The 22,005-nt window shown below is 69.1% G+C and carries 19 protein-coding genes; 12 read left to right on the forward strand and 7 right to left on the reverse strand.

The window, feature by feature from the left end; translation table 11 throughout:
- The first annotated feature begins 167 nt into the window (after positions 1–167).
- Both AC5RTY_RS10105 and surE read left to right on the forward strand, forming a co-directional pair.
- Entirely contained in the window at positions 168–1,151 is a 984-nt protein-coding gene (locus tag AC5RTY_RS10105; RefSeq protein ID WP_494075372.1) for a PfkB family carbohydrate kinase, read from the forward strand.
- A complete protein-coding gene (gene surE / locus AC5RTY_RS10110; protein ID WP_493999983.1) occupies positions 1,148–1,930 on the forward strand; it encodes a 5'/3'-nucleotidase SurE in 783 nt (260 codons plus the stop codon). The genes AC5RTY_RS10105 and surE overlap by 4 nt, the downstream gene beginning before the upstream one ends.
- A 91-nt stretch (positions 1,931–2,021) precedes the next feature.
- Here the strand turns inward: surE and AC5RTY_RS10115 are convergent, their stop codons facing one another.
- Positions 2,022–4,058 (reverse strand): CocE/NonD family hydrolase, encoded by a 2,037-nt coding sequence (locus AC5RTY_RS10115; protein ID WP_494012320.1) that lies wholly within the window; start codon positions 4,056–4,058, stop codon positions 2,022–2,024.
- A gap of 196 nt (positions 4,059–4,254) precedes the next feature.
- The gene (locus AC5RTY_RS10120; RefSeq protein WP_494012319.1) at positions 4,255–5,550 is read right to left on the reverse strand and encodes an ATP-grasp domain-containing protein; all 1,296 of its coding nucleotides are present in this window, start codon (positions 5,548–5,550) and stop codon (positions 4,255–4,257) included.
- Between the two features lie 194 nt (positions 5,551–5,744).
- Between AC5RTY_RS10120 and AC5RTY_RS10125 the strand changes: the two genes are divergently transcribed.
- Positions 5,745–6,251 (forward strand): flavin reductase family protein, encoded by a 507-nt coding sequence (locus AC5RTY_RS10125; RefSeq protein WP_494012318.1) that lies wholly within the window; start codon positions 5,745–5,747, stop codon positions 6,249–6,251.
- Positions 6,252–6,316: 65 nt separating this feature from the next.
- Entirely contained in the window at positions 6,317–6,817 is a 501-nt protein-coding gene (locus AC5RTY_RS10130; RefSeq protein WP_494012317.1) for an ASCH domain-containing protein, read from the forward strand.
- 16 nt (positions 6,818–6,833) lie between these two features.
- On the opposite strand, the gene AC5RTY_RS10135 is transcribed toward AC5RTY_RS10130, so the two are convergent.
- Positions 6,834–7,301, reverse strand: coding sequence for a GatB/YqeY domain-containing protein (locus AC5RTY_RS10135; RefSeq protein WP_494012316.1), 468 nt, complete (start codon positions 7,299–7,301; stop codon positions 6,834–6,836).
- A complete protein-coding gene (locus AC5RTY_RS10140; RefSeq protein ID WP_494012315.1) occupies positions 7,298–8,083 on the reverse strand; it encodes a glutamine amidotransferase in 786 nt (261 codons plus the stop codon). Before AC5RTY_RS10140 ends, AC5RTY_RS10135 begins: the two co-directional genes overlap by 4 nt.
- A gap of 112 nt (positions 8,084–8,195) precedes the next feature.
- Here AC5RTY_RS10140 and ftsY point away from each other — a divergent pair, with 112 nt between their 5' ends.
- Complete coding sequence (ftsY, locus tag AC5RTY_RS10145; RefSeq protein ID WP_494139493.1) at positions 8,196–9,404, forward strand: signal recognition particle-docking protein FtsY; 1,209 nt, start codon at positions 8,196–8,198, stop codon at positions 9,402–9,404.
- An 82-nt stretch (positions 9,405–9,486) separates the two neighbouring features.
- Here the strand turns inward: ftsY and AC5RTY_RS10150 are convergent, their stop codons facing one another.
- Entirely contained in the window at positions 9,487–10,299 is an 813-nt protein-coding gene (locus AC5RTY_RS10150; protein ID WP_494139474.1) for a hypothetical protein, read from the reverse strand.
- A gap of 91 nt (positions 10,300–10,390) precedes the next feature.
- The gene (locus AC5RTY_RS10155) at positions 10,391–11,656 is read right to left on the reverse strand and encodes an MFS transporter (protein ID WP_494049807.1); all 1,266 of its coding nucleotides are present in this window, start codon (positions 11,654–11,656) and stop codon (positions 10,391–10,393) included.
- Between the two features lie 258 nt (positions 11,657–11,914).
- On the opposite strand from AC5RTY_RS10155, the gene AC5RTY_RS10160 reads away from it, so the two are divergent.
- From AC5RTY_RS10160 to AC5RTY_RS10170, 3 genes are all read left to right on the forward strand, one after another.
- Positions 11,915–13,219, forward strand: coding sequence for an ammonium transporter (locus tag AC5RTY_RS10160; protein WP_494025717.1), 1,305 nt, complete (start codon positions 11,915–11,917; stop codon positions 13,217–13,219).
- Complete coding sequence (locus tag AC5RTY_RS10165) at positions 13,216–13,554, forward strand: P-II family nitrogen regulator (protein WP_494025718.1); 339 nt, start codon at positions 13,216–13,218, stop codon at positions 13,552–13,554. Before AC5RTY_RS10160 ends, AC5RTY_RS10165 begins: the two co-directional genes overlap by 4 nt.
- A 455-nt stretch (positions 13,555–14,009) precedes the next feature.
- The gene (locus tag AC5RTY_RS10170) at positions 14,010–15,833 is read left to right on the forward strand and encodes an HNH endonuclease signature motif containing protein (protein ID WP_494139475.1); all 1,824 of its coding nucleotides are present in this window, start codon (positions 14,010–14,012) and stop codon (positions 15,831–15,833) included.
- A 44-nt stretch (positions 15,834–15,877) separates the two neighbouring features.
- On the opposite strand, the gene AC5RTY_RS10175 is transcribed toward AC5RTY_RS10170, so the two are convergent.
- On the reverse strand, positions 15,878–17,272 hold the full coding sequence (locus AC5RTY_RS10175) for a glucose-6-phosphate dehydrogenase (protein ID WP_494023299.1): 1,395 nt from the start codon (positions 17,270–17,272) through the stop codon (positions 15,878–15,880).
- A gap of 310 nt (positions 17,273–17,582) precedes the next feature.
- On the opposite strand from AC5RTY_RS10175, the gene ffh reads away from it, so the two are divergent.
- From ffh to AC5RTY_RS10195, 4 genes are all read left to right on the forward strand, one after another.
- Positions 17,583–19,169: a signal recognition particle protein gene (ffh, locus tag AC5RTY_RS10180; protein ID WP_494012310.1), complete on the forward strand. Its 1,587-nt coding sequence runs from the start codon at positions 17,583–17,585 to the stop codon at positions 19,167–19,169.
- 253 nt (positions 19,170–19,422) lie between these two features.
- On the forward strand, positions 19,423–19,980 hold the full coding sequence (locus AC5RTY_RS10185; protein ID WP_494022918.1) for an NUDIX domain-containing protein: 558 nt from the start codon (positions 19,423–19,425) through the stop codon (positions 19,978–19,980).
- 10 nt (positions 19,981–19,990) lie between these two features.
- Complete coding sequence (locus tag AC5RTY_RS10190) at positions 19,991–20,704, forward strand: alpha/beta hydrolase (RefSeq protein WP_494022919.1); 714 nt, start codon at positions 19,991–19,993, stop codon at positions 20,702–20,704.
- A gap of 23 nt (positions 20,705–20,727) precedes the next feature.
- Positions 20,728–21,978 (forward strand): eL24 family ribosomal protein, encoded by a 1,251-nt coding sequence (locus AC5RTY_RS10195; protein WP_494022920.1) that lies wholly within the window; start codon positions 20,728–20,730, stop codon positions 21,976–21,978.
- Positions 21,979–22,005 lie beyond the last annotated feature (27 nt).

The raw sequence follows: 22,005 nt of genomic DNA on the forward strand, positions 1-22,005 counted from the left end.
GGACTTTCGCGCCGGAGGCGGCCATTGTCCGGCCAGCGACGGGCCGTTAGTGTCGAAACCAAGGACCACTTCAGAAGGAAACCGGGCAGCCGCGCAGCCGTGACGGCGGTCCGGGGCAACACAAGGAGGGCAGTCATGACCGGACACCGGTTCGATGGAGGTTCGCGATGGGCTCCGTAGTTATTTTCGCTCCCTCGCCCGTGCTCACCGTGACGGTGGAGGACGTCGAGGGCACCGCCGATATCCACCTGCACGCCGGTGGCCAGGGCGTCTGGCAGGCGCGGATGCTGACCGCACTCGGCGCGTCCGTCACGATGTGCGCGGCGTTCTCTGGCGAAGCCGGCGGCGTGATCCGGCATCTGATCGCCGACGAGGGGGTCAAGGTCCTCCCGGTAAAGGGCGAGGGCAGCAGCGCGGCGTACGTCCATGACCGGCGCGGCGGCGACCGGGAGGTCATCGCCGAGAGCCCCGGGGAAAAACTGACGCGGCATGAGCTCGACGAACTTTACGGCCTGACCCTGCAGGCCGGGATCGAGGCGGGCACGGCGATCCTCAGCGGCGCGGTCCGCGAAGACGCCGTACCGCACGACGTCTACCGGAGGCTTGCCGCCGACCTGAGCACCGCCGGCTGCCGGGTGATCACCGACCTCACCGGCGACCGGCTCACCGCCGCGCTCGCCGGAGGCGTAAGCGTGGCTAAAATCGCCGACGACGAACTGACCGAGAGCGGGCGGGCCGCCTCGGACGAACCCGAGGCGATCATTGAGGCGATGCGCGGCATGCACGACGAGGGGGCCGGCACGGTGATTGTCACCCGCGCCCACCTGCCGTCCCTGATGCTGCATGACGGCGCTCTGAGCGAGATCCGGGTCCCCGAGATGCAGAGCGTGGACACCCACGGGGCGGGAGACTCGCTGACCGCCGGGGTCGCCGCGACCCTGGCCGACGGCGGCACCATCCACGAGGCGGTGGTGCTGGGCACGGCCGCCGGCGCGCTGAACGTGACCCGCCACGGCCTGGGCACCGGCGAAGAGGGCGCCATTCGGAACCTGACCAAGCTGGTGACGGTCTCGCCCTACGACGGCGGCGGGAAGGCAGCAGGACGGCAAATCAGCCCCGACGAGTTGGCGCGGAAGGTTCAAGAACAATGAGCAAGCCGAAGATGGTCCTGATCACCAACGACGACGGCATCGACTCCCCGGGCCTGCACGCCCTGGCAGCGGGAGTCCTGGAGGCCGGCCTGAACGTGACGATCGCGGCGCCGGTTGCGGAAGCCAGCGGCAGCAGCGCGTCCATTACGGCCCGGGAGGACGAGGGCCGCATCCGGATCGAGCGGCGCACGTTGAAGGGCCTGGAGTCCGTGCCGGCGTTTGCCGTGCACGGCACGCCGGGCTTCATTGCCATGATCGCGCCGCACGGTGCCTTCGGGGACGGCCCGGACGTGGTGCTCTCCGGCGTGAACCGCGGCGCGAACGTGGGCCGGGTGATCCTGCACTCCGGCACGGTCGGCGCCGCGCTGACCGCGGGCGTGAACGGCGGCCGCGGGATGGCCGTGTCGCTGGACACCGGGCTGGAGCCGGAACAGCTGAACTGGGACACCGCGGCGCGGCTGGCGACCGGGCTGCTGCCGTACCTGATGGACCAGCAGACCGGAACCGTGCTGAACCTCAACGTGCCCAACGTGGACGGCACCCGGCTGCCCGAATACCGGTCCGCGACGCTGGCCGAATTCGGCATCGTGCAGACCACGCTGGCCGAACGCGGCGACGAGGACCTGCGCCTGGCCATCGCGGACAGCCAGGAGGAAGCCCCGCCGGAGAGCGATTTCGCGCTGCTGGCCGCCGGCTTCGCCACGGTCACCGGAATCCAGCCGGTCACCGAGAGCAAGATCCCGGAGCTGTCGGCCACCATGGCCAGGGTTCAGTGGTAATCGCGAAAACCCCATGAGGGAGGCCAGGGTCCGGATGGATCCTGGCCTCCCTTTTCTTAGTGCGCCGCCGGCTGCATGTCCGGCCCCCTGGTCAGACGAGCTGCCGGGGGATGCTGCGCTGCCAGTTCTGCGAGTAAACGCGGGGGTTGCCGCTTACCTCGTCCAGCTCGTACGCATCCAGCTGCGCGTTCACCACGAAGTCGGTCGGCGTCGACGTCAGCACCGTCCTGGTCTGCACCTCGACCCGCCAATCGCCGCGTTCGTAGCGGCGCACCGTCTGGGTTTCGCCGCGGACGGAGTTCACGTCGTTCCCGCGGGAGGTGTACCACTCATTGGTGACGCGCCGGATGTCGGTGCCCGTTTCGTCGATCCGGAACCGGCCCTGGTCGTTGATGATCTCCACCGTTGATGTGCCGGCCTCCAGGTCGCGGATCGTGCGCCAGTGGTGGTTGCCGGGGTTCAGCAGCGTGGTCTCCAGCTCCGGGGCGGTCTCCGGCTCCGCGAAGGGACGCAGTTCGCCGTCGTCCGCCCGCGGCTTGCGCACCGGAAGGTCGAGGGTGCCGCCGGCGAAGACGGTGACCGTCGCCGGTTCCGGCGACGGCCAGACCAGCGGCCAGTACGACGTCGACACCGAGAGCCGCAGACGGTGCCCGGCCGGGAACGACTGGGCCAGGCCGTTGAGCGGTATCTCGACCCGGTAGCGCTCGCCGGGTTCCAGCGGCTCCGGATGCTCGCTGCCGTCGCGGTGCGTCAGGTTGAGCAGGCCGTAGGTGACCCGCGTTGCCTCGCCGTTCGGTGCGACGTCGGAGAGCCGGACCACCAGCTGGGCGACCGGCTTGTCCGTGGCAACCTCGAAGGCGGCGACGGGGCGGCCGAAGACCTCCACGTCGCCCTCCAGCGGGTCGGTCTCGTAGACGAGCGCGCCGCCGTCCTCCTCGCGCTGGTCGGACGGCAGGTCCGGCAGCGCCGCGTAGGACGCCCACTTGCCGGCGAACATGCCGACGCTCAGCGGCGAAAGCAGGTCGACGCTGCCGCCGGGCTCCACCGGCGAGCCCTCCGGGAACAGCCCGTAGCGGCCCAGCTGCCACCGCTGGTTCTCGATGTTCGGCGACGGCCAGGACGGTTCGGCGACCCAGTGGCCGGGCCTGTCCTCATAGGACGGTTCGGGGGAGACCGCGTCCTGCATCCAGGCCCGGACCATCGGTTCCTCCATCAGGCCGGTGTCCTTGCCCTTCAGCCAGTGGTCCCACCAGCGCACCGTTTCCTGCAGGAACCCGATGGCCGGGCCGGGCACGCCCAGATGCGGGTACTTGTGCCCCCACGGTCCGATCAGTCCCTTGCGCGGTACCTCCAGGTTCTCCATCAGCCGGAAGATGGCGTTGGTGTAGCCGTCGGCCCAGCCGCCGACCGCCATGACCGGGATCTTGATCTGCGAATAGTCTTCGCAGACCGACGCCGGCTTCCAATAGTCGCCGCGGGTCTGGTGCTCCAGCCAGGTCTCCAGCCAGAGTCCGCTGCCGGAGAGCCGCTCGTGCCACATCTCGCGCCACTTCTCGCCGACGATTTCCGGGTCCGGCGGCAGGCTGTTAAACGCGAACATGACGGTGGCCTCGGAGAGGTTGTCCGCCAGCAGGCAGCCGCCCATGTAGTGCATGTTGTCCACGTACAGGTCGTCGGTGGCCGAGGCGCTGATGATCGCCTTCAGCGCCGGCGGCTGCCGGGCGGCCATCTGCAGGCTGTTGAATCCGCCCCAGGAGATGCCCATCATGCCCACGTTGCCGTCGCACCAGGGCTGGTCCGCCAGCCAGGCGATGACGTCTTCGGCGTCTTCGTGTTCCTGCGGCCGGTATTCGTCCACCAGCACGCCGTCGGAGTCGCCGCTGCCCCGCATGTCCACCCGGACGCTGACGTAGCCGTGGCCGGCCATGTAGGGGTGGTTCAGCTGGTCGCGGCCGCGCGAGTTGTCCCGCTTGCGGTAGGGGATGTACTCAAGGATGGCCGGCACCGGCCGATCCTCGGCATCGGTCGGCATCCAGATCCGCGCGGCCAGCCGGGCGCCGTCGCGCATGGGAATGAAGACATTTTCGATCGAACGGACGTCGTGCGGAAAGCTTTCAACAATGTTCATGCAGTGCTCATTGCTCCTTTCTGCCGCCGCCGCGGCGGCGGTTGGTGATCGCCTGCAGGGCGGCCGCGGGGGCAAGCCGCACGGGCTCCCACGACCCGGGGACCCGGGGAGACTCGCAGACCGCGGCGGCTCCAGGCGGCGTGACGGCGGCCGGAGGCGGGCGGGATGACGGGAGTCTGCCCGGGTCGGCACAGGCTTATCGGGAGGCGGCGGCGACGGGTTCGAACTCGAAGGGCAGCGCTTCCAAGGCGGCGTCGTAGCGCTGCACCAGCTGCTCCCGGTCGTCGGCGCCGAGATACAGGATGCCGATGACGTAGCGGTAGCTGTCCTGGTTGGGCAGTTCGGAGAGCCGGTCGCCCACATTCACCTGCGGCGTGAAGTTGGCGTGCGGGATCTGCTTTGCCAGCCGCGCCGTGTCCTGCTCGTCCGGCACGCGTGTCACGATGGCGTCCTCGTCGTGGAAGACCATGCACTGGGAAGCGACGGCAAATTCGCCCTTGCGGTGCGGCATGGACGGCTCGACGCCCAACGCGATATCGATGGCGACCTCGTGGTTGGAGACGCCGTCCACCTTCGCAAACAAGTCGCTGTGGGACTGGGAGATGCGGGTGTTGACCTCGATCAGCCAGAGCTGGTCCTCCGCCTCGTCCCACATGAACTCGGCATTGAAGCAGCCATTGTCGAAGCCCACATGGCGCAGGTACCGCTCGGACAGGTCGATCATGCGCTGCTGGACGGACTCCGGGACGCTGTTGGCGGGGTAGTCCAGCCGCTCGAAGCTGGTGCCGGCGGCGTCCTTGTGCATGTCGAACACGCCGTGGGCGTTGTATTTTCCGCGGAACATGGTTCCCTCGGGGGCGGCCTGGGTGCCGGTGACGAACTGTTCGGCCAGGCAGGTGTTGCCGCCGGCGTCCTGCAGTTCGGGCGGCAGGTCCACCATCTGCAGGACCTCGTTGAAGGCGTCGCCGACCTGCGCAATTTCCGCGCGGATCGCCCGGATGGCCTCGTCGAAGTCCTCCTCGTTGCGGATCTGGAACCCGAGGTTGGACGAGTGCGCCTTCACCGGCTTGACCCAGAAGGGGAACGGGATGTCGATCTGCTGCAGCGCATCGTCGTTGAACGGGTTGAAGGAAGCGAACTCCGGGACACACTCGGGGATGGATTCCCGCTGTTGCAGCCGGCTCCAGTACTTGTGCTCGCACTTGAGCACGCTCTCCAGGGAGGGAGCAGCGATCCCGTATTCCTTGGCCAGGATCGGCCCGATCACGCTGGTGGGGAAGTCCCAGTGGGAGACGATGGCGTCCACACTGCCGTCAAACTCGCGCAGTTGCTGCCGCGCCGCGTCCAGCAAGGCGGTGAAGTCGATGTCCTTCTCGCGGACCAGCCGGTCGTAGTCGAGCAGGCTGTGGAAGGTGTAGTTCTCGGCGCCGCGGACGGTCTGCAATTCGCCGGCTTGGAAATCGGTCAGTCCGAGGATAAATACGTTCTTCAAATTAGTGCCTCCCGTTCTTGGTGATGAACCTCATCGGCCGGTGCGAGGGGCGAAAGGTCATGGGGACGCGCTGGTTGATTGGTTGGGGGGACAACTTCGACACAACCATGCACCGGATAGGCCGTCAAGGCGGCATCCGTCCCCCCCAGGGCGTCCGGCGGCGGCATCGGCGTCCAGTACGGCATGATGTGGGCATGGCGCAGAAACAGGCAACAACCGGGCAGCTGATGGACGACTTCGTGCGGGGCTTCGACTATCCGATGTACATCGTCACGGCAGCGGGGGCCGGAGGCGAGCGGTCCGGCTGCCTGGTCGGTTTCGCCACGCAATGCAGCCTGAAGCCGGCCCTGTTCCTGGTGTGCATCTCGCAGCAGAACCGCACCCATCCCGTGGCGCTGGAGGCAGGCGTGCTTGCGGTCCACGTGCTCGGGCGCGGCCAGCGGGCGCTCGCAGAACTGTTCGGCACCGCGACGGGCGACGACGTGGACAAGTTCGCGCATTGTGACTGGCTGCCCGGACCGGAGGATGTTCCGCTGCTGGCGGACGCCGCCCGCGTCATGGTCGGGCGCGTCGTGAAGAAAGTCGATCTCGGCGACCACACCGGTTTCCTGCTGTCCCCGCTTGAGACCCGTGGCGGCGACATCACCGACCTTTTGTCGTTCAGCGACGTCCAGGATCTCGACGCCGGCCACCCCGCCTAGGGATTTCCGGCGCCAACCACCCGCCCAGGATCCTTCGGGGGCGGCCATCCCGCTAGGATTCGACGGTGACTACACCGTGCGCCAGCCCCGACCGTGATGCCGCCCTGCAGATGTGGAGTGAGTACGCAGCCGCGCGGCCGGAAGCCATCAGCCCCGGTGAGGAAGCCGTCGTCGACCATTTCGGCGACAGTGCCGCGCTCGCGGACGCGCTGCTGGGGCTGGTCATCGCCGGCCCGAAGCGCGCCACGGCCGCGCTGGTGGCCGAATTCCACCGGCAGGGGGAACGGCTTCCGCGGATCGGGGACCACTGGGTGGCCTGCGACGGCTCGGGCAAGCCCCGGGTCATTTTGCGCTCCACCGAGCTTCGGCTGGGGCCGCCGGACAGCGTGGACGACGCGTTCGCCTGGGATGAGGCCGAAGACGACCGGCAGCGCTCGACCTGGCTGGAGCAGCACTTGATCTACTGGAAGCGGGTCTGTGCCGCGCAGGGGATCGAGTGGCGCGGAGACAACGAAGTCGTGTTCGAGCGCTTCCGGATCGTCTGGCCGCCCGAGTTGGCGGACTGACCTTTCACCGCTTTGGTTACTGCCCCGCCAGCCGCCCGCGGACCATCTCGCTGACGGCCTTGCCGTCGAAGCGGCCCGCCACCTTCTCGGTGACCGGCTTCATCACGGCTCCCATCTGCCGCATGGACAGCTCCGCACCGTCCGCCTTGAGCCCGGCGATGGTGTTGTCCACGATCTCCGCGACCTCGGCCTCGGTGAGCGGCTGGGGCAGGTACGCCTCGATGACCTCGGCTTCCGCGATTTCCGCGGCGGCCCGCTCCGGCTCTCCGGCTTCCGCGTAGATGCGGGCCGTGTCGCGGCGCTTGGCGGCTTCCTTCTGCAGCAGCGCGGTGGTCTGGGCATCGTCCAGCTCCACCGGCGTCTTGCCGGACTTTTCCTTGGTTGCTATCTCGCCCAAAACGTTGCGCACCGTGGTCAGGGCCGTCTTGTTCCCTGCCTTCATGTGGGCGACGACGTCGGCCTGCAGTTGCTCTTTCAAACTCATTCGGTTCCTCGTTCCGGTGGGGTTCGTGGGGTTCGGTGGGTGCTGTGTCGGTCGGTGGCGTAGCGGGTGACGAAGTTGCGAAGTATCCGCTGCGGGATCGTCACGGTGCGTCCGCGCACCCGTCCCATGACGGCATCGGCCTGGTCCGGCGGGAAATAGCCGGCGTCCCGGTAGATCCAGATCCGGGTCAGCAGGCCGTCGACGTCCAACTCGGCGTGGAACTGGGTGGCGTAGAGGTTGTCCTGCAGCCGGAACATCTGGTTGGGGCAGTGCTCGGACCCGGCCAGGCGCACTGCGCCCGCGGGCAACACCGAGCATGCCTCCTTGTGGCCCACGAAGGCGCCGAACTCGCGGGGCAGGCCGGCCAGCAGGGGATCGGCGGCGCCGTCGTCGGTCAGCACGATCTGCGCCTCGCCGATCGGCTCGCCGTACTGCCGGTCCACCACGCCGCCGCCGTACCGGCCCAGGGTGCCGACGCCGTAGCAGGCGCCCAGGAACGGGAAATCGTGGGCGACGACGGTGTCGAGCAGCTGCTCCAGCTCGGCCTCGACGCGCAGCTGGGCGGCGGACTTGAACGCGTCGTCGTCGCTGGAGGTGTACGGGCTGCCGCCGAGGATGATTCCGCTGTAATCGTCCAGATCGATGGCCGGCATTGGTCCGGCCTCCAGCCGCACGCGCTGCAACTGGCCCGGTTCCAGGCCGCCAAAACGGGCGAAGGCCGCGTACTCCTCATCGGCTGCGGTGTCTTCGGCGCGCGTGGCCAGGAGCAGGAACGGCTTCATGCGTTGATCGTACAGTCGCTGCGCCGGGCCTTGGAACGTGGATGTCCGGCCGCGCCGCCCGACCCGTGACGCGGAACGGTCAGCGGCTAGGCTAGGAACCGTGGACGCAACCATGATCATCATTTACGTAGTTATCGCCATTGTCGTCATCGGTTTGGTGGCAACGCTGCTGCTGCGGGGCCGCAGGACCCCGCCCGGCAGATACACCACCACCCGGGACGCGAACGACCCGGCCATGCCGCCGACCGGGGGCGGTACCGGCACCCTGGAAGCGCCCCGCGGACAGACGGCCCCCGCACCGCCCCTCGGCGCACCGACCGAGGAGGAACTGCCGCCGGCCGACGTCGAAATTCCGGAGGACGCCGCCGCGCTGGAGACCATCCCGGTGGAGACGCCGGCGCCGGTGCAGGGCCGCCTGTCCCGGCTGCGCGCCCGGTTGGTCAAGTCCAACAACGCCCTGGGCAAGGGGCTCCTGGCGCTGCTCGCCAGCGACAAGATCGACGACGACGTCTGGGACGAAATCGAAGAGACGCTCCTGCTGGCCGACCTGGGCACCGAGCCGACGATGGAACTCGTGGACGCGCTCAAGGACCGCGTGAAGGTGGAGGGCAGCCGCAGCCCGGAGCAGGTCAAGGCCATGCTGCGCGAGGAACTGATCAAGCTTGTGGACCCGTCCATGGACCGATCGCTGGCCGTGATGCGCCATGCCGACCGCCCCGCGGTGATGATGGTGGTGGGCGTCAACGGCGTCGGCAAGACCACCACGGTGGGCAAGCTGGCCCGCGTGCTGGTGGCCGAGGACAAGGACGTGATCCTCGGTGCGGCGGATACCTTCCGTGCGGCCGCGGCCGAGCAGCTGGCCACCTGGGGATCGCGCGTGGGCGTGCCCACCGTGAAGTCCGACGTCGATGGCGCGGATCCCGCGTCCGTCGCCTTCGAGGCGGTAAAGGCCGGTATCGAGCAGGAAGTCGATGTGGTCATGGTGGATACCGCCGGGCGCCTGCAGAACAAGGTGGGCCTGATGGACGAACTGGGCAAGGTCAAGCGCGTGATCGAGAAGCAGGCCACGGTGGACGAGGTGCTGCTGGTGCTGGACGCGACCACCGGCCAGAACGGCCTGAACCAGGCCAAGGTGTTCGCCGACGTCGTCAACATCACCGGCATCGTGCTGACCAAGCTGGACGGCACCGCCAAGGGCGGCATCGTCGTCGCCATCCAGCGCAGCCTCGGCGTGCCGGTGAAACTGGTGGGCCTGGGCGAAGGCGCCGACGACCTGGCGCCGTTCGAGACCGAGGACTTCGTGGACGCTCTGCTGAACTAGCGCCAGCTGGTCTGGTCCGCCAAACGGGCGTTGCTGCCGGACGGGCGCCGGTCGCTGTCCGGCCGGTGCCCGTCGCTGCCAGTCATGCGTCACTCTCGGTCGTGTGCCCGTCGCTGACCACCCCGGCCGCCGTGACGGGTTTTTCACCGGCGGCCGACTCCGGGCCCGCGACACGCAGCGCGATGAGCAGCCCCCAGACAAGGGCCGCGACGGCCAGCACTGTGACGTCGACGCTGCCTCCTGTTTCCGGCCCCAATAGCCAGCTGGTGCCCAGCGAGACGGCACTGAAGGCCAGCACGGTGCGCAGCAATGCGCGTGCGGGCGGCCAGAGCGCGTGCAGCAGGCCGGCGGCGGCCAGCGTGATGCCCAGGGCGCCTTGGACCGGCCAGTGGTCTATGCCCATGGTCCAGTACTCGGGTTTCGAGCCCGCGGCACGCGAGACCCCGACGGCGTACCAGGCGTAGGCGGCCCAGAACGGCAGGGCCAGCACGGCCAGCACCATCAGCGGCCAGTCCACCGCCATCCGCGGCGCCGAAAAGCGCGTCCCGGCGCGCCGGGACGACCACCACAGGCCCCAGGACATGATGCCGAGTGCCGCGGCCATCACCACGGGTCCGGGGCTCGCGCCGAGCAGGGCACCCAAGAGGAGCGCCGCCGTCGTCAGCCACAGCAGGGCGAGCACCGGCGCGATGTCCCTTGGCCGGAACGCCGCCCAGCCGAAAGCCAGTGCGACGGCGAAGGTGGTGAGCACGCCCCAGCTGGTTTCCAGCGCCGCAACCTCGGCGAAATAGGAATCTTCGACGAACATGGTCGACAAGTCGGTCAGTCCGAACCCGGGCAGTACGGCCCAAAACACGACGGCCACCGCCGCCACAACGCGTCCCCCAAAGGTCATGGATCAGAGACTAGCGGCGAACGCGGCGCCTGGCTACCGCTGGAATCCAGGTGGGGCTAACAGCTGTTTCCAGGGTTGTTCGCTGCCGGGATCAGCCCGCCGCAGGTTCCTCCTGGGGCTTCACCAGCGTCTCGCGGCCGAAGAGCAGCCACAGGAGCGCCGCCGCCAGCATGATCGCGCCGGTGACCCCGAAGGCCCAGGCGTAGTTGAGCCGGTCGGCGAGCGCTCCGGCCAAGACCGGGCCGATGATCGCGCCCGCGTCGGTGCCCATCTGGAAGACGGCCAGCACCTTGCCGCCGCTGCGGTCGTTGCCGATGATGTCCGCGACGGCGGCCTGCTGCGCCGGTCCGAGCAGTCCGGACCCGAAACCGGCGATGACCGAAGCTGCGACGAACACCGGAACTGACTCGGTAAACCCGATGGCTGCGATCGCAAGCCCGGCCACGGTCAGCCCGGCGACCACCAGGGGGCGGCGCCCGGCGGTGTCCGAGAGGCGGCCGGAGAACGTCAGCGCCAGCGCGTTGCCGACCGCGAAGACGGCCAACGCCAGCCCGGCGGTCTCCGGGCCAGCGCCCAGCACAGCCGCGGCGAAGAGCGGAATCAGCGCCATGCGGACCCCGAACGTGGCCCAGCCGTTGGCGAAGGCGGACACGACGGCGGCCCGGTACCCCGGGTCCGAGAGCGCCTCGCGCAGATCCATCGCCTCGGGAGCCGGAGCGTCGTTGGCCGTGCGGGCGGCGGGTTTCTTGAGCATGACGGCGACGACGGCGGCCGCCACGAGCAACGCGACGGCATAGACCACGAACGGCATCCGCAGCCCGAATCCTGCCAGCAGGCCGCCGGCCACCGGGCCGAGGATGCCGCCCATCAGGAACGTGCCGGCATACAGGCTGGAAACCCGGCCGCGGCCGTCCGGCGGGGCCAGCCGCAGGATCAGCGCCATGGCCGACACCGTGAACATGGTGGAGCCGAGGCCGCCCAGGCCCCGGAAGATGAGCAGCTGCCAGTAGTCCTGCGCCAGCGCGCAGGCGCCGGTCGAAGCGGCGACTATCAGCAGCCCGGTCAGGTAGACCCGGCGTTCACCCCAGCGGCCCACCAGGGCGCCGCCCGCCGGCGCGAAGACCAGCCGGGCGAGGGCGAACACGCTGACGATGATGCTGGCAGCCGCGACACCGACGTCGAAACTCGCGGCGAACTGAGGCAGGACTGGCGCCACCAGTCCGTATCCCAGCGCGATGACGAAGGCAGCGGCAACGAGGACCTTGATGTCGCGCGGAATCGGAGTGGGTGCCGGCTTGCCCGGTCGCTGGTGGCCGGACAGGCGAAACTGACGCGCCGTGCGGCGGAAAACTGGCATGCCAACCAGCGTAGCCCGACCCGCGCGCCGGCTCGGTGTCAACGCCGGGCCGCGCACCGCCGTCGTCCTCTATGCCACTCTGTGCCGCTCTCGGTGCCGCGCGAAACACTGCCGAAACACGCCGGTTGCACCGGTTTTACCTGCGCGGGCTTCTTGTAACGCGGCCGCAATGAAGCATCCTGCTGGGCGAAACACGCCGTCGTCAGTCTTGGTTCACCGGTGGGAAATTACCCGCCAACGAACGAGGGGACGTGAAACATGGATCTGTCGGCAGGTCACGTCTGGGTAATGATTTCGGCGGCCTTGGTGCTGCTCATGACGCCGGGACTGGCATTCTTCTACGGCGGGATGACGCGGGCCAAATCGGCCCTGAACATGATGATGATGAGCTTTTCCGCCGTCGCGCTGGTGGCGGTGGTCTGGGTGCTGTGGGGTTACTCGATGAGCGGGGGCGAGGGCGTGGCCCAGCTCTTCGGCAATCCGTTCGCCGCGTTCGGCCTGGAAGGGCTGCTTAGCACCCCTGACTTGATCAGCGCCGGGTACGGTGCCACGTTCGCGATCATCACGGTGGCACTCATCTCCGGCGCCATCGCCGACCGGGCAAAATTCAGCGCCTGGGCGGTCTTCGTGCCGGTCTGGGTCACGCTGGTTTACTGCCCGCTGGCCTTCATGGTCTGGGGCGGCGGCTTGCTGGGGGCCGAGGGAGCCGTCGGCGCCTGGGCCGGGGAGGCGATTGATTTCGCCGGCGGCACGGTGGTGCACATCAATGCCGGTGTAGCGGGCCTGGTCCTGGCCCTGATTCTGGGCAAGCGCAGAGGCTTCGGCAAGGACCCTGCACAGCGCCCGCACAACATTCCGTTGGTGATGATCGGCGCAGCGATGCTGTGGTTCGGCTGGTTTGGATTCAACGGGGGAGCGGCGGGCACGGCGGAGGAAGCCGGGCTGATCTGGGTCAACACCATGGCCGCCCCGGCAGCCGCCATCGTGGGCTGGCTGGTGACCGAGCGCCTCCGCGACGGCCGCCCCACGTCCCTCGGGGCGGCCTCGGGTGTGGTCGCGGGTCTGGTGGCCATCACCCCGGCCTGCGCCAACGTATCCCCTCTGGGGGCGGTGGGTCTGGGCCTGGTGGCGGGCGTGCTGGCCGCGCTGGCGGTGGGGCTGAAGTACAGGCTGGGCTACGACGACTCGCTGGATGTGGTGGGCGTCCACCTGGTTGCCGGCCTGGTCGGAACGCTGGCCCTGGGCTTCATCGCCCTGCCGGTCGAAGGTGCAGGCGGTGGTCTCTTCTACGGCGGCGGCGTCGCCCAACTGGGGGCGCAGGCCGTGGCGGCGCTGGTCTCGATGGTGTTCTCTGGCGTGCTGACCCTGATCATCGGCTTGGCGATCCACAAGACCCTTGGCTTCCGGGTAACCGCAGAGGATGAGGTCACCGGCGTGGACCTCGCCCAGCACGCCGAATCCGCCTACGAATTCGGCGGCCTGGGCACCGGCGGAACATTCATCCCGCACCCGGCAACCGACCCCAGCGCCCGCAGCACGATCAAGGAAGAGGTCAACGCATGAAACTGGTCACCGCAATCATCCGGCCGGAAAAGCTGGAGGCAGTCCGCAACAGCTTGGAAAGCTATGGGGTCCAAGGGCTGACCGTCAGTGAGGCCAGCGGGTACGGGCGGCAGCGCGGCCACACGGAGGTCTACCGCGGCGCCGAGTACACGGTGGACCTGCTGCCCAAGGTCCGCGTCGAGGTCTTGGTGGGGGAAGATCTGGCCGACGACATCGTGGACGTCCTCGTGGCCACCGCCAACACCGGCCGCGCGGGCGACGGCAAGGTCTGGCTGGTGGATGTGCAGGAAGCGGTCCGCGTCCGCACGGGCGAACGCGGCGAGGCTGCCATCTAGGACTGGAACCTTTGGCAGATTTCCCTGGCCCGGTTGTTCCGGTCACCCCTGCGGCGTCCGGAGCAACCGGGTCTTCCGGTGCGCGGGCGTGCACTTACGGAGTCTGCGGCGGCCCGGAAACCGCGGCGGTGCCGCGGTTTCGTCGGATGAAGGTGGCTGGTTCCCCTCCAGACGCGCCCGTCGGCTTCGCGTTCAGCCGTTAGCCTGCTGAGTTGTCCTCCACAGGGAAGGACGGTTCCCCGTTCAGCCGTCCGGACGCTGAGTTGTCCTCCACAGGGAAGGAGGGTTCCCCGTTCAGCCATTGGCCTGCTGAGTTGTCCTACACAGGGAAGGAGGGTTCCCCGTTCAGCCATTGGCCTGCTGAGTTGTCCTCCACAGGCAGCTGTCGAGGGCAGGTTATGCACTTTCCTCGAAGGTTCGTTCTACCCGGGGCGTGGGCTGCGTAGCGTTGAAGTATGGCAGCGGAACCGTTCGACGAGGCGCAGGAGCCGGAGGATCACTCCGGTACCCCTGCCGCGCCCGATGACGGTGCCACGCCCGACAATGGTTGCGCGCCCGACAATGGTTCCGCCGAACCGGTACCGGTCCCGCGGGGGTGGGCGGACGACTGGCGGGAGCTGGGACCGGCGGAACTGGCAGGCCTGCTCGCCGGCACCGACCCCGCGGCTCTGGACGATTGGTCGACCCTCGACTACCTCCAGGCGGTGCGCAAACACGAGGCCTGGACCCAGTCCCGCCGGCTGCGGGCCCTGCACCGCCTGGCCGTGCTCCGCCCGGCAACCGGGCCCGACGCCGGGGCACCGGACGGGATCTGCCGGCACGCCGCCGCCGAGCTCGCACCCATCCTGGCCGTGCCCCGCCAACGCGCTGCCGCGGAACTGGCCGACGCACACCAGATCGCCACCTGCCTGCCCGCCACCCTCGCCGCCCTGGACAACGGCGACCTCGACCTGCCCCGCGCCGCCGCCATCGCCCGCAAAGGCGCCGGCCTGCCGCCCGAGGTCCTGGCCGGCTACGAGGCCGGCGTTGTTCCCGGCGCCGGGACCATCACCCTGGAATCCGTGCAGGCCCGGGCCCGCACAGTCCGCGACCGGCTGCACCCCGAACCCCTCGAGACCCGGCACCGGGCCGCGATGGAACGCCGCACCGTCCACTACCAGCCCCAGGACGACGGGATGGCCGAACTCTACATCCGCACCAGCGCCGACAAAGCGCTGCTCGCCTACAACCTGATGCAGGCCCACGCCCGCAAACTCCAAACCGTCGACGAAACCCGCACCCTGGGCCAGCTCCGCGCCGACGTGTTCACCGACATGCTCCTGCGCTACCCCGGCCACGCCTACCAGCCCACGGCCACCGCCACAGACACAGACACCGGACCCGCCGCCGGCGACACAGCCGCCACCCAGACGGCCACCGACAACTGCGGAACAGCGGCCACCCAAACCGCAGCCAACCCGCGGGAAACGGCCCAGTCTGGAACTGCTGCCGCAACCGCAGCTGCAACCGGGTCCGCAGCCGCCGGGACTCTACCGGGCACCACCAAAGGAACCGGCCCAGAAATCCCGGACGCGGAAGTTGCGGCGTGCACCGCCCGAAACACGGCAGCCGGAGGGACGGCAGGACAGGGGCCCTGCACCTGCGGGGCCGGGAACATGACCGCCTCCGTCGCCGTCACCGCACCACTGCACACCCTGCTCCGGCTCGCCGAAGACCCCGGCGACCTCACCGGCTACGGACCCATCCCGCCCGGCATGACCCGCGACCTCGCCGCGCTGGCGAAGTCCTGGTTGATCGTGCTCACCGACGACCACGGCCACGCCATCGCTGCCGCCAAAGACCTGCGCACCCCGCCCGAATGGCTCAAACGCCTCGTCCGGCTACGTGACCGCCACTGCCGCGACTACGGCTGCACCGTCCCCGCCGACCAATGCGACATCGACCACACCATCGCCTGGGAAGACGGCGGCAAAACAGTCATCGAAAATCTCAGCGCCAGATGCAAACCCGGGCATAAAACCAAACACAACGGCGGCGGAACCGTCACCCAGGATCCCGACGGGACCCTCCACTTCACCACCCGCTCCGGCCATACCCACACCACCACCCCCGACGAAGGCTGGACACTCACGCTCCCCTCAGCCCTCGGCGCAGAAGAAGCCACGGAAAGCCCGGGCAACGGGGCCAAAAGTCCCCGGGGCTGTAATACCCGCGGCGAGGGCGACACCGGCGGAGAAGCCACGGACGGCCCATGGGACAACACCCCGCCACCGTTCTAGACGCCCCACCGCCCGTTCTAGGTATTTGGTGGCCTCGATTTCCGTTAGGGAAGCGGCCTGTCGCTCCGGGAAGTTGACCAACCGGCCGGACCGTTGCTGCCCGCTTCGTACCCTTCCAGCGGCACTTCGTCTTGTTCCCAAGCCTTCAGCACGGGCTCGACTATCCGCCAGCACTCCTCGGCGGTATCCCCGCGGACGGACAGGAGCGGGTCGCCGCGCAGCACGCCTTCCAACACTTCGCCGTAGGGCAACAGATCGGCCGAGTGCAGGTCGGCGCTCATGACCGCCCGGTCCAGCGTGAAGATGTCACCTGGACCGTTCACATCGATCTCAAGTTGAAGGGTTTCGGGTCCGAGCCCGATCCGCAGCCGCGTCGGGGCGTCGATGCCCTTGAAGCCCGTCGGCAGGTGGTTGACCGGCCTAAAGGTGATGATTACTTCCTTCTGCGGCTTGCCCAAAGCCTTGCCCGAGCGGAGGATGAACGGCACGCCGGACCACCGGGAGTTGTTGATTGAGACTTCAACCTCGGCCAGGGTTTCGGTCTTCTTGGCCGGGTCCACGCCCTGTTCGTCGGCGTAGTCCGGGATGTCGCGGTCGCCGATCCTGCCGGCGGTGTAGCGGGCACGCCGAGTGCTCTTGCCGAAATCCGGGTTGACGCTGCTGGCGCGCAGGACGCTGCCGATATGGTCGCGCAGGTCCCGCTCATGGATGGTGGCCGGGGCGTTGAGGGCGGTCAGCGCCATCACCTGCAACAAGTGGCTTTGGATCATGTCACGCAGCGCGCCGGCCCCGTCGTAGTAACGGGCACGACCCTCCAAGGCCAGCCCCTCATCGTAGAAGATCTCGACTTTCGCCACATGTTCATTGCTGAGCAGCGGCTCCAGCAGGCGGTTGGCGAAGCGCAGGCCGAGGATGTTGAAGACCGTTGCCTTGCCCAGGAAGTGGTCCACCCGGTGGATATGGTCCTCCGGCACCAGCTTCAACAGCGTCTTGTTCAGCGATGCGGCCGATTCACGGCTGGAGCCGAACGGCTTTTCCAACACCAGCCGTGTTCCCTCCGGCACGTCCTCGGGCCGGAGAAGCTCGCAGGCTTTCTGGCTGACCGCGGGCGGCAGGGCAAAGAACACGGCCACCGGGCCATCCAGCGCGGCCAGCAATTCCGCCAGTGCGCCCTCCGCCGTCACGTCCACCGAGTGGTACCGCGTGTTTTCCTGGACGTCGCGCAGTTGCCGCCGTCCGTCGTCGTTCGCGTCCACCGCGCAGGAATCAAAGGCGCCGCGGACGCGTTCCTGCCACCTGCCCTCGTCCCAGTCATCCGAGCCGGCGCCCACTACTTTCAGTCCGCTGGTCCTGCCTTGCGCGATCAATTTGCCCAGCCCGGGCAGCAGCAGCCGGCCGGTCAGATCGCCGGAAGCTCCCAAAATCAGCAACGTCCGGATCTGCAGCGGCCCGTCGGCAGCGGGGGCGGATACGTCCTCGGGCTGGGTCTTTTCCTGTGTCTGGGTCTGTTCAACGCTCACGTTCCCACCTTGCCACGGCTGTACGGCAGGGGGAACGGTCCATGGGCCGGGCGAGCTCGGACCCCACCGGCGTTCCTCCTTGCCGCGTTCCTCGGCGGGATATGAGCCGACGGCCGAGTGGTCGCGATTTCCGGCGCGACTGCTGCCACCGCCAGTTGATACCCTTAAGTGCTGAACTCCGGCGCGGCCCGGGGACTGTGAACCAGATCGACGAAAGTAGACACGGCGCGTGTTCAATTCACTCTCTGACCGGTTGGCCTCGACCTTCAAGAATCTGCGCGGCAAGGGACGGCTGTCCGAGGCCGACGTCGACGCCACCGTTCGCGAAATCCGGCGAGCCCTGCTCGACGCCGACGTCGCGGTGCCCGTGGTGCGCGAGTTCGCGGCCCACGTGAAGGAACGCGCGCTCAGCGAAGAGGTCTCCGCGGCCCTGAACCCGGCCCAACAGGTCGTCAAGATCGTCAACGACGAGCTGGTCAACATCCTCGGCGGGGAGACCCGGCGCATCAAGCTGGCCAAGACCCCGCCGACGGTGATCATGCTCGCCGGCCTGCAGGGTGCCGGCAAGACCACCCTGGCGGGCAAGCTGTCCAAGTGGCTCAAGGGCCAGGGCCACAGCCCGCTGCTGGTGGCGGCCGACCTGCAGCGACCCAATGCCGTGACCCAGCTCCAGGTCAACGGTCAGCGCGCCGGCGTGCCGGTCTACGCCCCGCACCCGGGCGTGCAGTCCGAGTTCGACGCCGTTACCGGCGATCCGGTGGCCGTGGCCCGCGACGGCGTGGCCGAGGCGCGGCAAAAGCTGTACGACGTCGTCATCGTGGACACCGCCGGACGGCTGGGAGTCGATGCCGAGATGATGCAGCAGGCAGCTGACATCCGCGCCGCCGTCAACCCGGACGAAGTGCTCTTCGTGATCGACGCGATGATCGGCCAGGACGCGGTCAACACCGCGCAGGCCTTCAACGAAGGCGTCAATTTCACCGGCGTTGTCCTCTCCAAGCTCGACGGCGATGCGCGCGGCGGCGCGGCGCTCTCCGTCGCGTCGGTGACCGGCAAACCGGTGATGTTCGCTTCCACCGGCGAAAACCTGGACGACTTCGAGATCTTCCACCCGGACCGGATGGCCAACCGCATCCTCGACATGGGCGACATGCTCACCCTGATCGAGCAGGCGGAGAAGTCCTGGGACAAGGGCGAAGCCGAGCGGATGGCGCAGAAGTTCGCCGACCAGGAAGACTTCACCCTGGACGACTTCCTCGCCCAGATGCAGCAGATCCGAAAAATGGGCTCGATGAAGAAGATGCTCATGATGATGCCCGGCGCCGCCAACATGCGCCAGCAGCTGGAGAACTTCGATGAACGGGAAATCGACCGCGTGGAGGCCATCGTCCGGTCGATGACCCCGCACGAGCGCGTTGCCCCGAAGATCATCAACGGCTCCCGCCGAGCCCGCATCGCCAAGGGCTCCGGCGTGCACGTGTCCGAGGTCAACGGCCTGCTGGAGCGTTTCGGCCAGGCCCAGAAGATGATGAAGAAGATGGCCCAGGGCGGCGGCATCCCGGGTATGCCGGGCGTGGCCGGGCCGGGTGGCTTCGGTGGCGCCCGGAAGAAGCAGCAAACCGCGAAGGGCAAGAAGAAGGCCCGCTCCGGCAACCCGGCCAAGGCGGCACAGGAGCTGCGCGAGGCCGAGGAACGCCGGAAGAACAAGGCCTCCGTTCCCGCCGGAAGCGCCTTCGGCGTCCCGCAGGACGGGCAGGACTTCGACCCGTCGGCGCTGAACCTGCCCAAGGGATTCGAGAAGTTCCTCGGCAAGTAGCCCAGAAGCTGTACCGCGAAGGCTGAACCGCTGCAGGTAAATGCCCCGTCGATTCTCGGCGGGGCATTTGCCATTCCGCCGGCGGGGGCGCTTATCCACGCCGCGCCGCGCTTTCCGTGCTCCGGAAGGTAAGCTGGTTGTCGAATCGTTTCAACTGGGGACACGCACCGGCGGGTTACGCGGCTCCTCTGCACGGGCGGCCCATTCGCCCGGCGACGACCGGCCACCGGCGGCAGCGCAGCGAAGGAGTTTTGTGGCAGAGCAGGCACGCGGCGACGACGACGGCCAGCCCGGAAAGCGGCGGGACACCGTCGCGGTGATCGTGCGCAGTGTCGGCGGCTCCGTGGTGCTGGTGGACAATCCCGGCGGGCCCCGACTGCCGGCGACGCCGGTCCGGCCGGGCGAAGACCCGCGCGCGGCAGCGGCCCGGGTGCTCGCCGAGTCCTCCCTGCTCGTACCGCCCGGGCGCATCCTCGCACTGGATTACCAGCCGCTGGACGGCGAAGCCGCGGAAGCCATTACCTTCGTGTACGACGGCGGAACGTACGACGGCGGTGAGCTCGCCGCCGGTGCCGGGGGACAGGCGGTCTTCCTGCCCGTCGAGCAGGCCGAAGCTGTCCTGGACCCGGCGCAATCGGCCCAGCTGGCCGCGGGGCTCCGGGCCCACGAACTGCTCACCGTGGTTGAACTGCGCCACGGGCAGCCGCTGCGGACCGGGCAGTTGCGCGTCCCGGAACGAGAACTGGTGCCCCACGTCTGGGCGGCGGAGGCCGCCGGCGACTCCAAGGGAACCGTGGGTTCCGGCGTTTAGTATTTCTCCCATGGCAGTCAGTGGCAGCGGAGAGCGGGTGGTCTTTGTCCACGGCACCGACAGCTTCGGGGCCGCAGCCTGGCCGCGCCAGCACCGCCTGGCCGGACGCTACGACTGCCTGTTCCTGCGCCGCCACGGGTTTGATCCGCAGGCTGAGCCCCGGCCGACCGACTTTGACGAGGACGCCCGGATCGTCGGCCGGCACCTCGGCCCGGGTGCCCACGTCGTCGCTCACGCCCAAGGTGCCGTCGCGGCGATGATGGCCGCGGTCGAACACCCCGGCAGCGTGCACTCGCTCACGCTGTTCGAACCCGCCTGCCTGTCCTTGACCGCGGACCTGCCGGCCACCCGTGCCTACCGCGAGCGGCTGGAGCCGTTGTTCGACGCGCGGCGGGAGCTGACCGACGAGGAATACCAGCGCGCCTTCGTCCGGCTGGTGGTCGGCGCAGAAGCGCTGCCGCTGGCCACCGTGGCGGACCGGGCACAGGCGATGCGGGTCCGCCTGCAGGCGCCGCCCTGGCAGGCGCCGCTGCACATCGTCCCGGGCCTGCCCACCCTGGTGGTCACCGGCGGCTGGGAACCGCTGTACGAGGAAGTGGCCGAATACCTGGCCGCCACCGGCGCCGTCCACCGCCACGCCGGCGGGCACCACCGCCCGCAGGACACGGACCGGGGCCATGCCCTGCTGGCGGCCTTCCTGGCCGGGGCAACACTGCCGGACTGATCAGAGGTTGCTAGCGTGGAGCTATGAATGAATCAGCCTGGGAACCGGCGTCAGGACAGCTGTGGTGGCCGTGGCCGCTGGACGAAGCGGGCGTGGCCGCCCTGCAGCAGCAGCTCACCGACCGTTCGCTGCTCGGTGCCTTCGCGGGCGGCGCCCCCCAGGCCGGCGACAGCGTTGTCTCCGTGCTCCTGGCCGTGAACGGGGAACAGCGCGCCGCCGTCCTGGATCCGGCCGGACGGGCAGTGCCCGGGCCCGACGTCGCGGCTTTGGTCCGCGGGCTCTCCGCCGACCTGGGGGCGGCCGTGGAGATTGACGGCATCGAATACGAGGCACCGGCACCGGACGCGGCTTTGGAAGTGGAGGAGATGCCGGAACCGGACGAGGCCGAGGAGCTCGAAGCGCCGGACGCCGCCGAGCTGCGCACCGTGCTGGTGGGCAGGTTCCGGCGCGAGGACCTGATGATGTTCGGCGCCCTCAACGGCGTAGAACTCCACGTCCTGGAGCCCGATGCGGGCACGCCGGGCGCGCCGGACCGGGCCGCACCCGGCCAGCGGATCGTCTTGGTCTACGGGGAGGCAGCGCCCGGGCTCTACAACTGGCCGGCCTCGGCCAAACCGATCGTGGCGCTGATGGACCTGGACGGCTTCCGCGCCGTCGAGGCATGGCTGCCGGGCACGCGGAGCGACCCGGACACCAGCTTCTGGCACGCCTGGGAGGCGCCGGCCAAGCCGTTCCCTTCGGCGTCCCGGGCCGACGCCGAGGCGCTGCGGCTGCTCGGCCGGATCGTTCACCCGGAAGGCCCCGACACGCAACGGCTCAGCGATGTGCTGGGCCTGGAACCGGGCGCCGTCGAGGGGCTGCAGGACCTGCTGTCCTCCCCGGACGAGCCCGGAATCCTGGCCCGCGCCGGCCAGTTGCTGCAACTGCCGCCGATCGCCGCCCGGCTCGCCGAAGGGTCGCTGCAGCCCGACCGGGTCCCCGGGATGGAATCGATTCCCGTCCAGTCCATCGGCAAGGCGCTGCTGGAACTGGCCAGCACTCCGGCCGAGGGCAGGGGGCCGTTGGCGGCGTGGCAGCGCGCCGTCGTCGCGCGCCCGGCCCTGCTGGCCGGCAGCGCCGCGGCGGCCGCCACCGGCGCCGCCCTGCTGTTCCGCGCCGCCGGACGCCGGCCCGCAAGCTCCCGGTTCCTGCGGGCGGGCGCGCTGGGGCTGGTGCTGCAGGCGGCCGGAGACGTGGCCCTGGGCAGCTACCTGGCGTACCGGCGCCGCCGCTGACCACTGATACACCGGCAGGTGTTCGGA

Source organism: Arthrobacter sp. Y3224055 (genome assembly GCF_059090825.1).

What these genes read in the sequence shown, in the direction of transcription:
- AC5RTY_RS10125 (WP_494012318.1), top strand. Translation starts at nt 5,745, where the DNA reads ATGGCGCAGAAACAGGCAACAACCGGGCAGCTGATGGACGACTTCGTG.
- AC5RTY_RS10150 (WP_494139474.1), bottom strand. Translation starts at nt 10,299, where the DNA reads ATGACCTTTGGGGGACGCGTTGTGGCGGCGGTGGCCGTCGTGTTTTGG.
- AC5RTY_RS10190 (WP_494022919.1), top strand. Translation starts at nt 19,991, where the DNA reads ATGGCAGTCAGTGGCAGCGGAGAGCGGGTGGTCTTTGTCCACGGCACC.
- surE (WP_493999983.1), top strand. Translation starts at nt 1,148, where the DNA reads ATGAGCAAGCCGAAGATGGTCCTGATCACCAACGACGACGGCATCGAC.
- AC5RTY_RS10115 (WP_494012320.1), bottom strand. Translation starts at nt 4,058, where the DNA reads ATGAACATTGTTGAAAGCTTTCCGCACGACGTCCGTTCGATCGAAAAT.
- AC5RTY_RS10135 (WP_494012316.1), bottom strand. Translation starts at nt 7,301, where the DNA reads ATGAGTTTGAAAGAGCAACTGCAGGCCGACGTCGTCGCCCACATGAAG.
- AC5RTY_RS10165 (WP_494025718.1), top strand. Translation starts at nt 13,216, where the DNA reads ATGAAACTGGTCACCGCAATCATCCGGCCGGAAAAGCTGGAGGCAGTC.
- ftsY (WP_494139493.1), top strand. Translation starts at nt 8,196, where the DNA reads ATGATCATCATTTACGTAGTTATCGCCATTGTCGTCATCGGTTTGGTG.
- AC5RTY_RS10160 (WP_494025717.1), top strand. Translation starts at nt 11,915, where the DNA reads ATGGATCTGTCGGCAGGTCACGTCTGGGTAATGATTTCGGCGGCCTTG.
- AC5RTY_RS10155 (WP_494049807.1), bottom strand. Translation starts at nt 11,656, where the DNA reads ATGCCAGTTTTCCGCCGCACGGCGCGTCAGTTTCGCCTGTCCGGCCAC.
- AC5RTY_RS10195 (WP_494022920.1), top strand. Translation starts at nt 20,728, where the DNA reads ATGAATGAATCAGCCTGGGAACCGGCGTCAGGACAGCTGTGGTGGCCG.
- AC5RTY_RS10170 (WP_494139475.1), top strand. Translation starts at nt 14,010, where the DNA reads ATGGCAGCGGAACCGTTCGACGAGGCGCAGGAGCCGGAGGATCACTCC.
- AC5RTY_RS10105 (WP_494075372.1), top strand. Translation starts at nt 168, where the DNA reads ATGGGCTCCGTAGTTATTTTCGCTCCCTCGCCCGTGCTCACCGTGACG.
- AC5RTY_RS10140 (WP_494012315.1), bottom strand. Translation starts at nt 8,083, where the DNA reads ATGAAGCCGTTCCTGCTCCTGGCCACGCGCGCCGAAGACACCGCAGCC.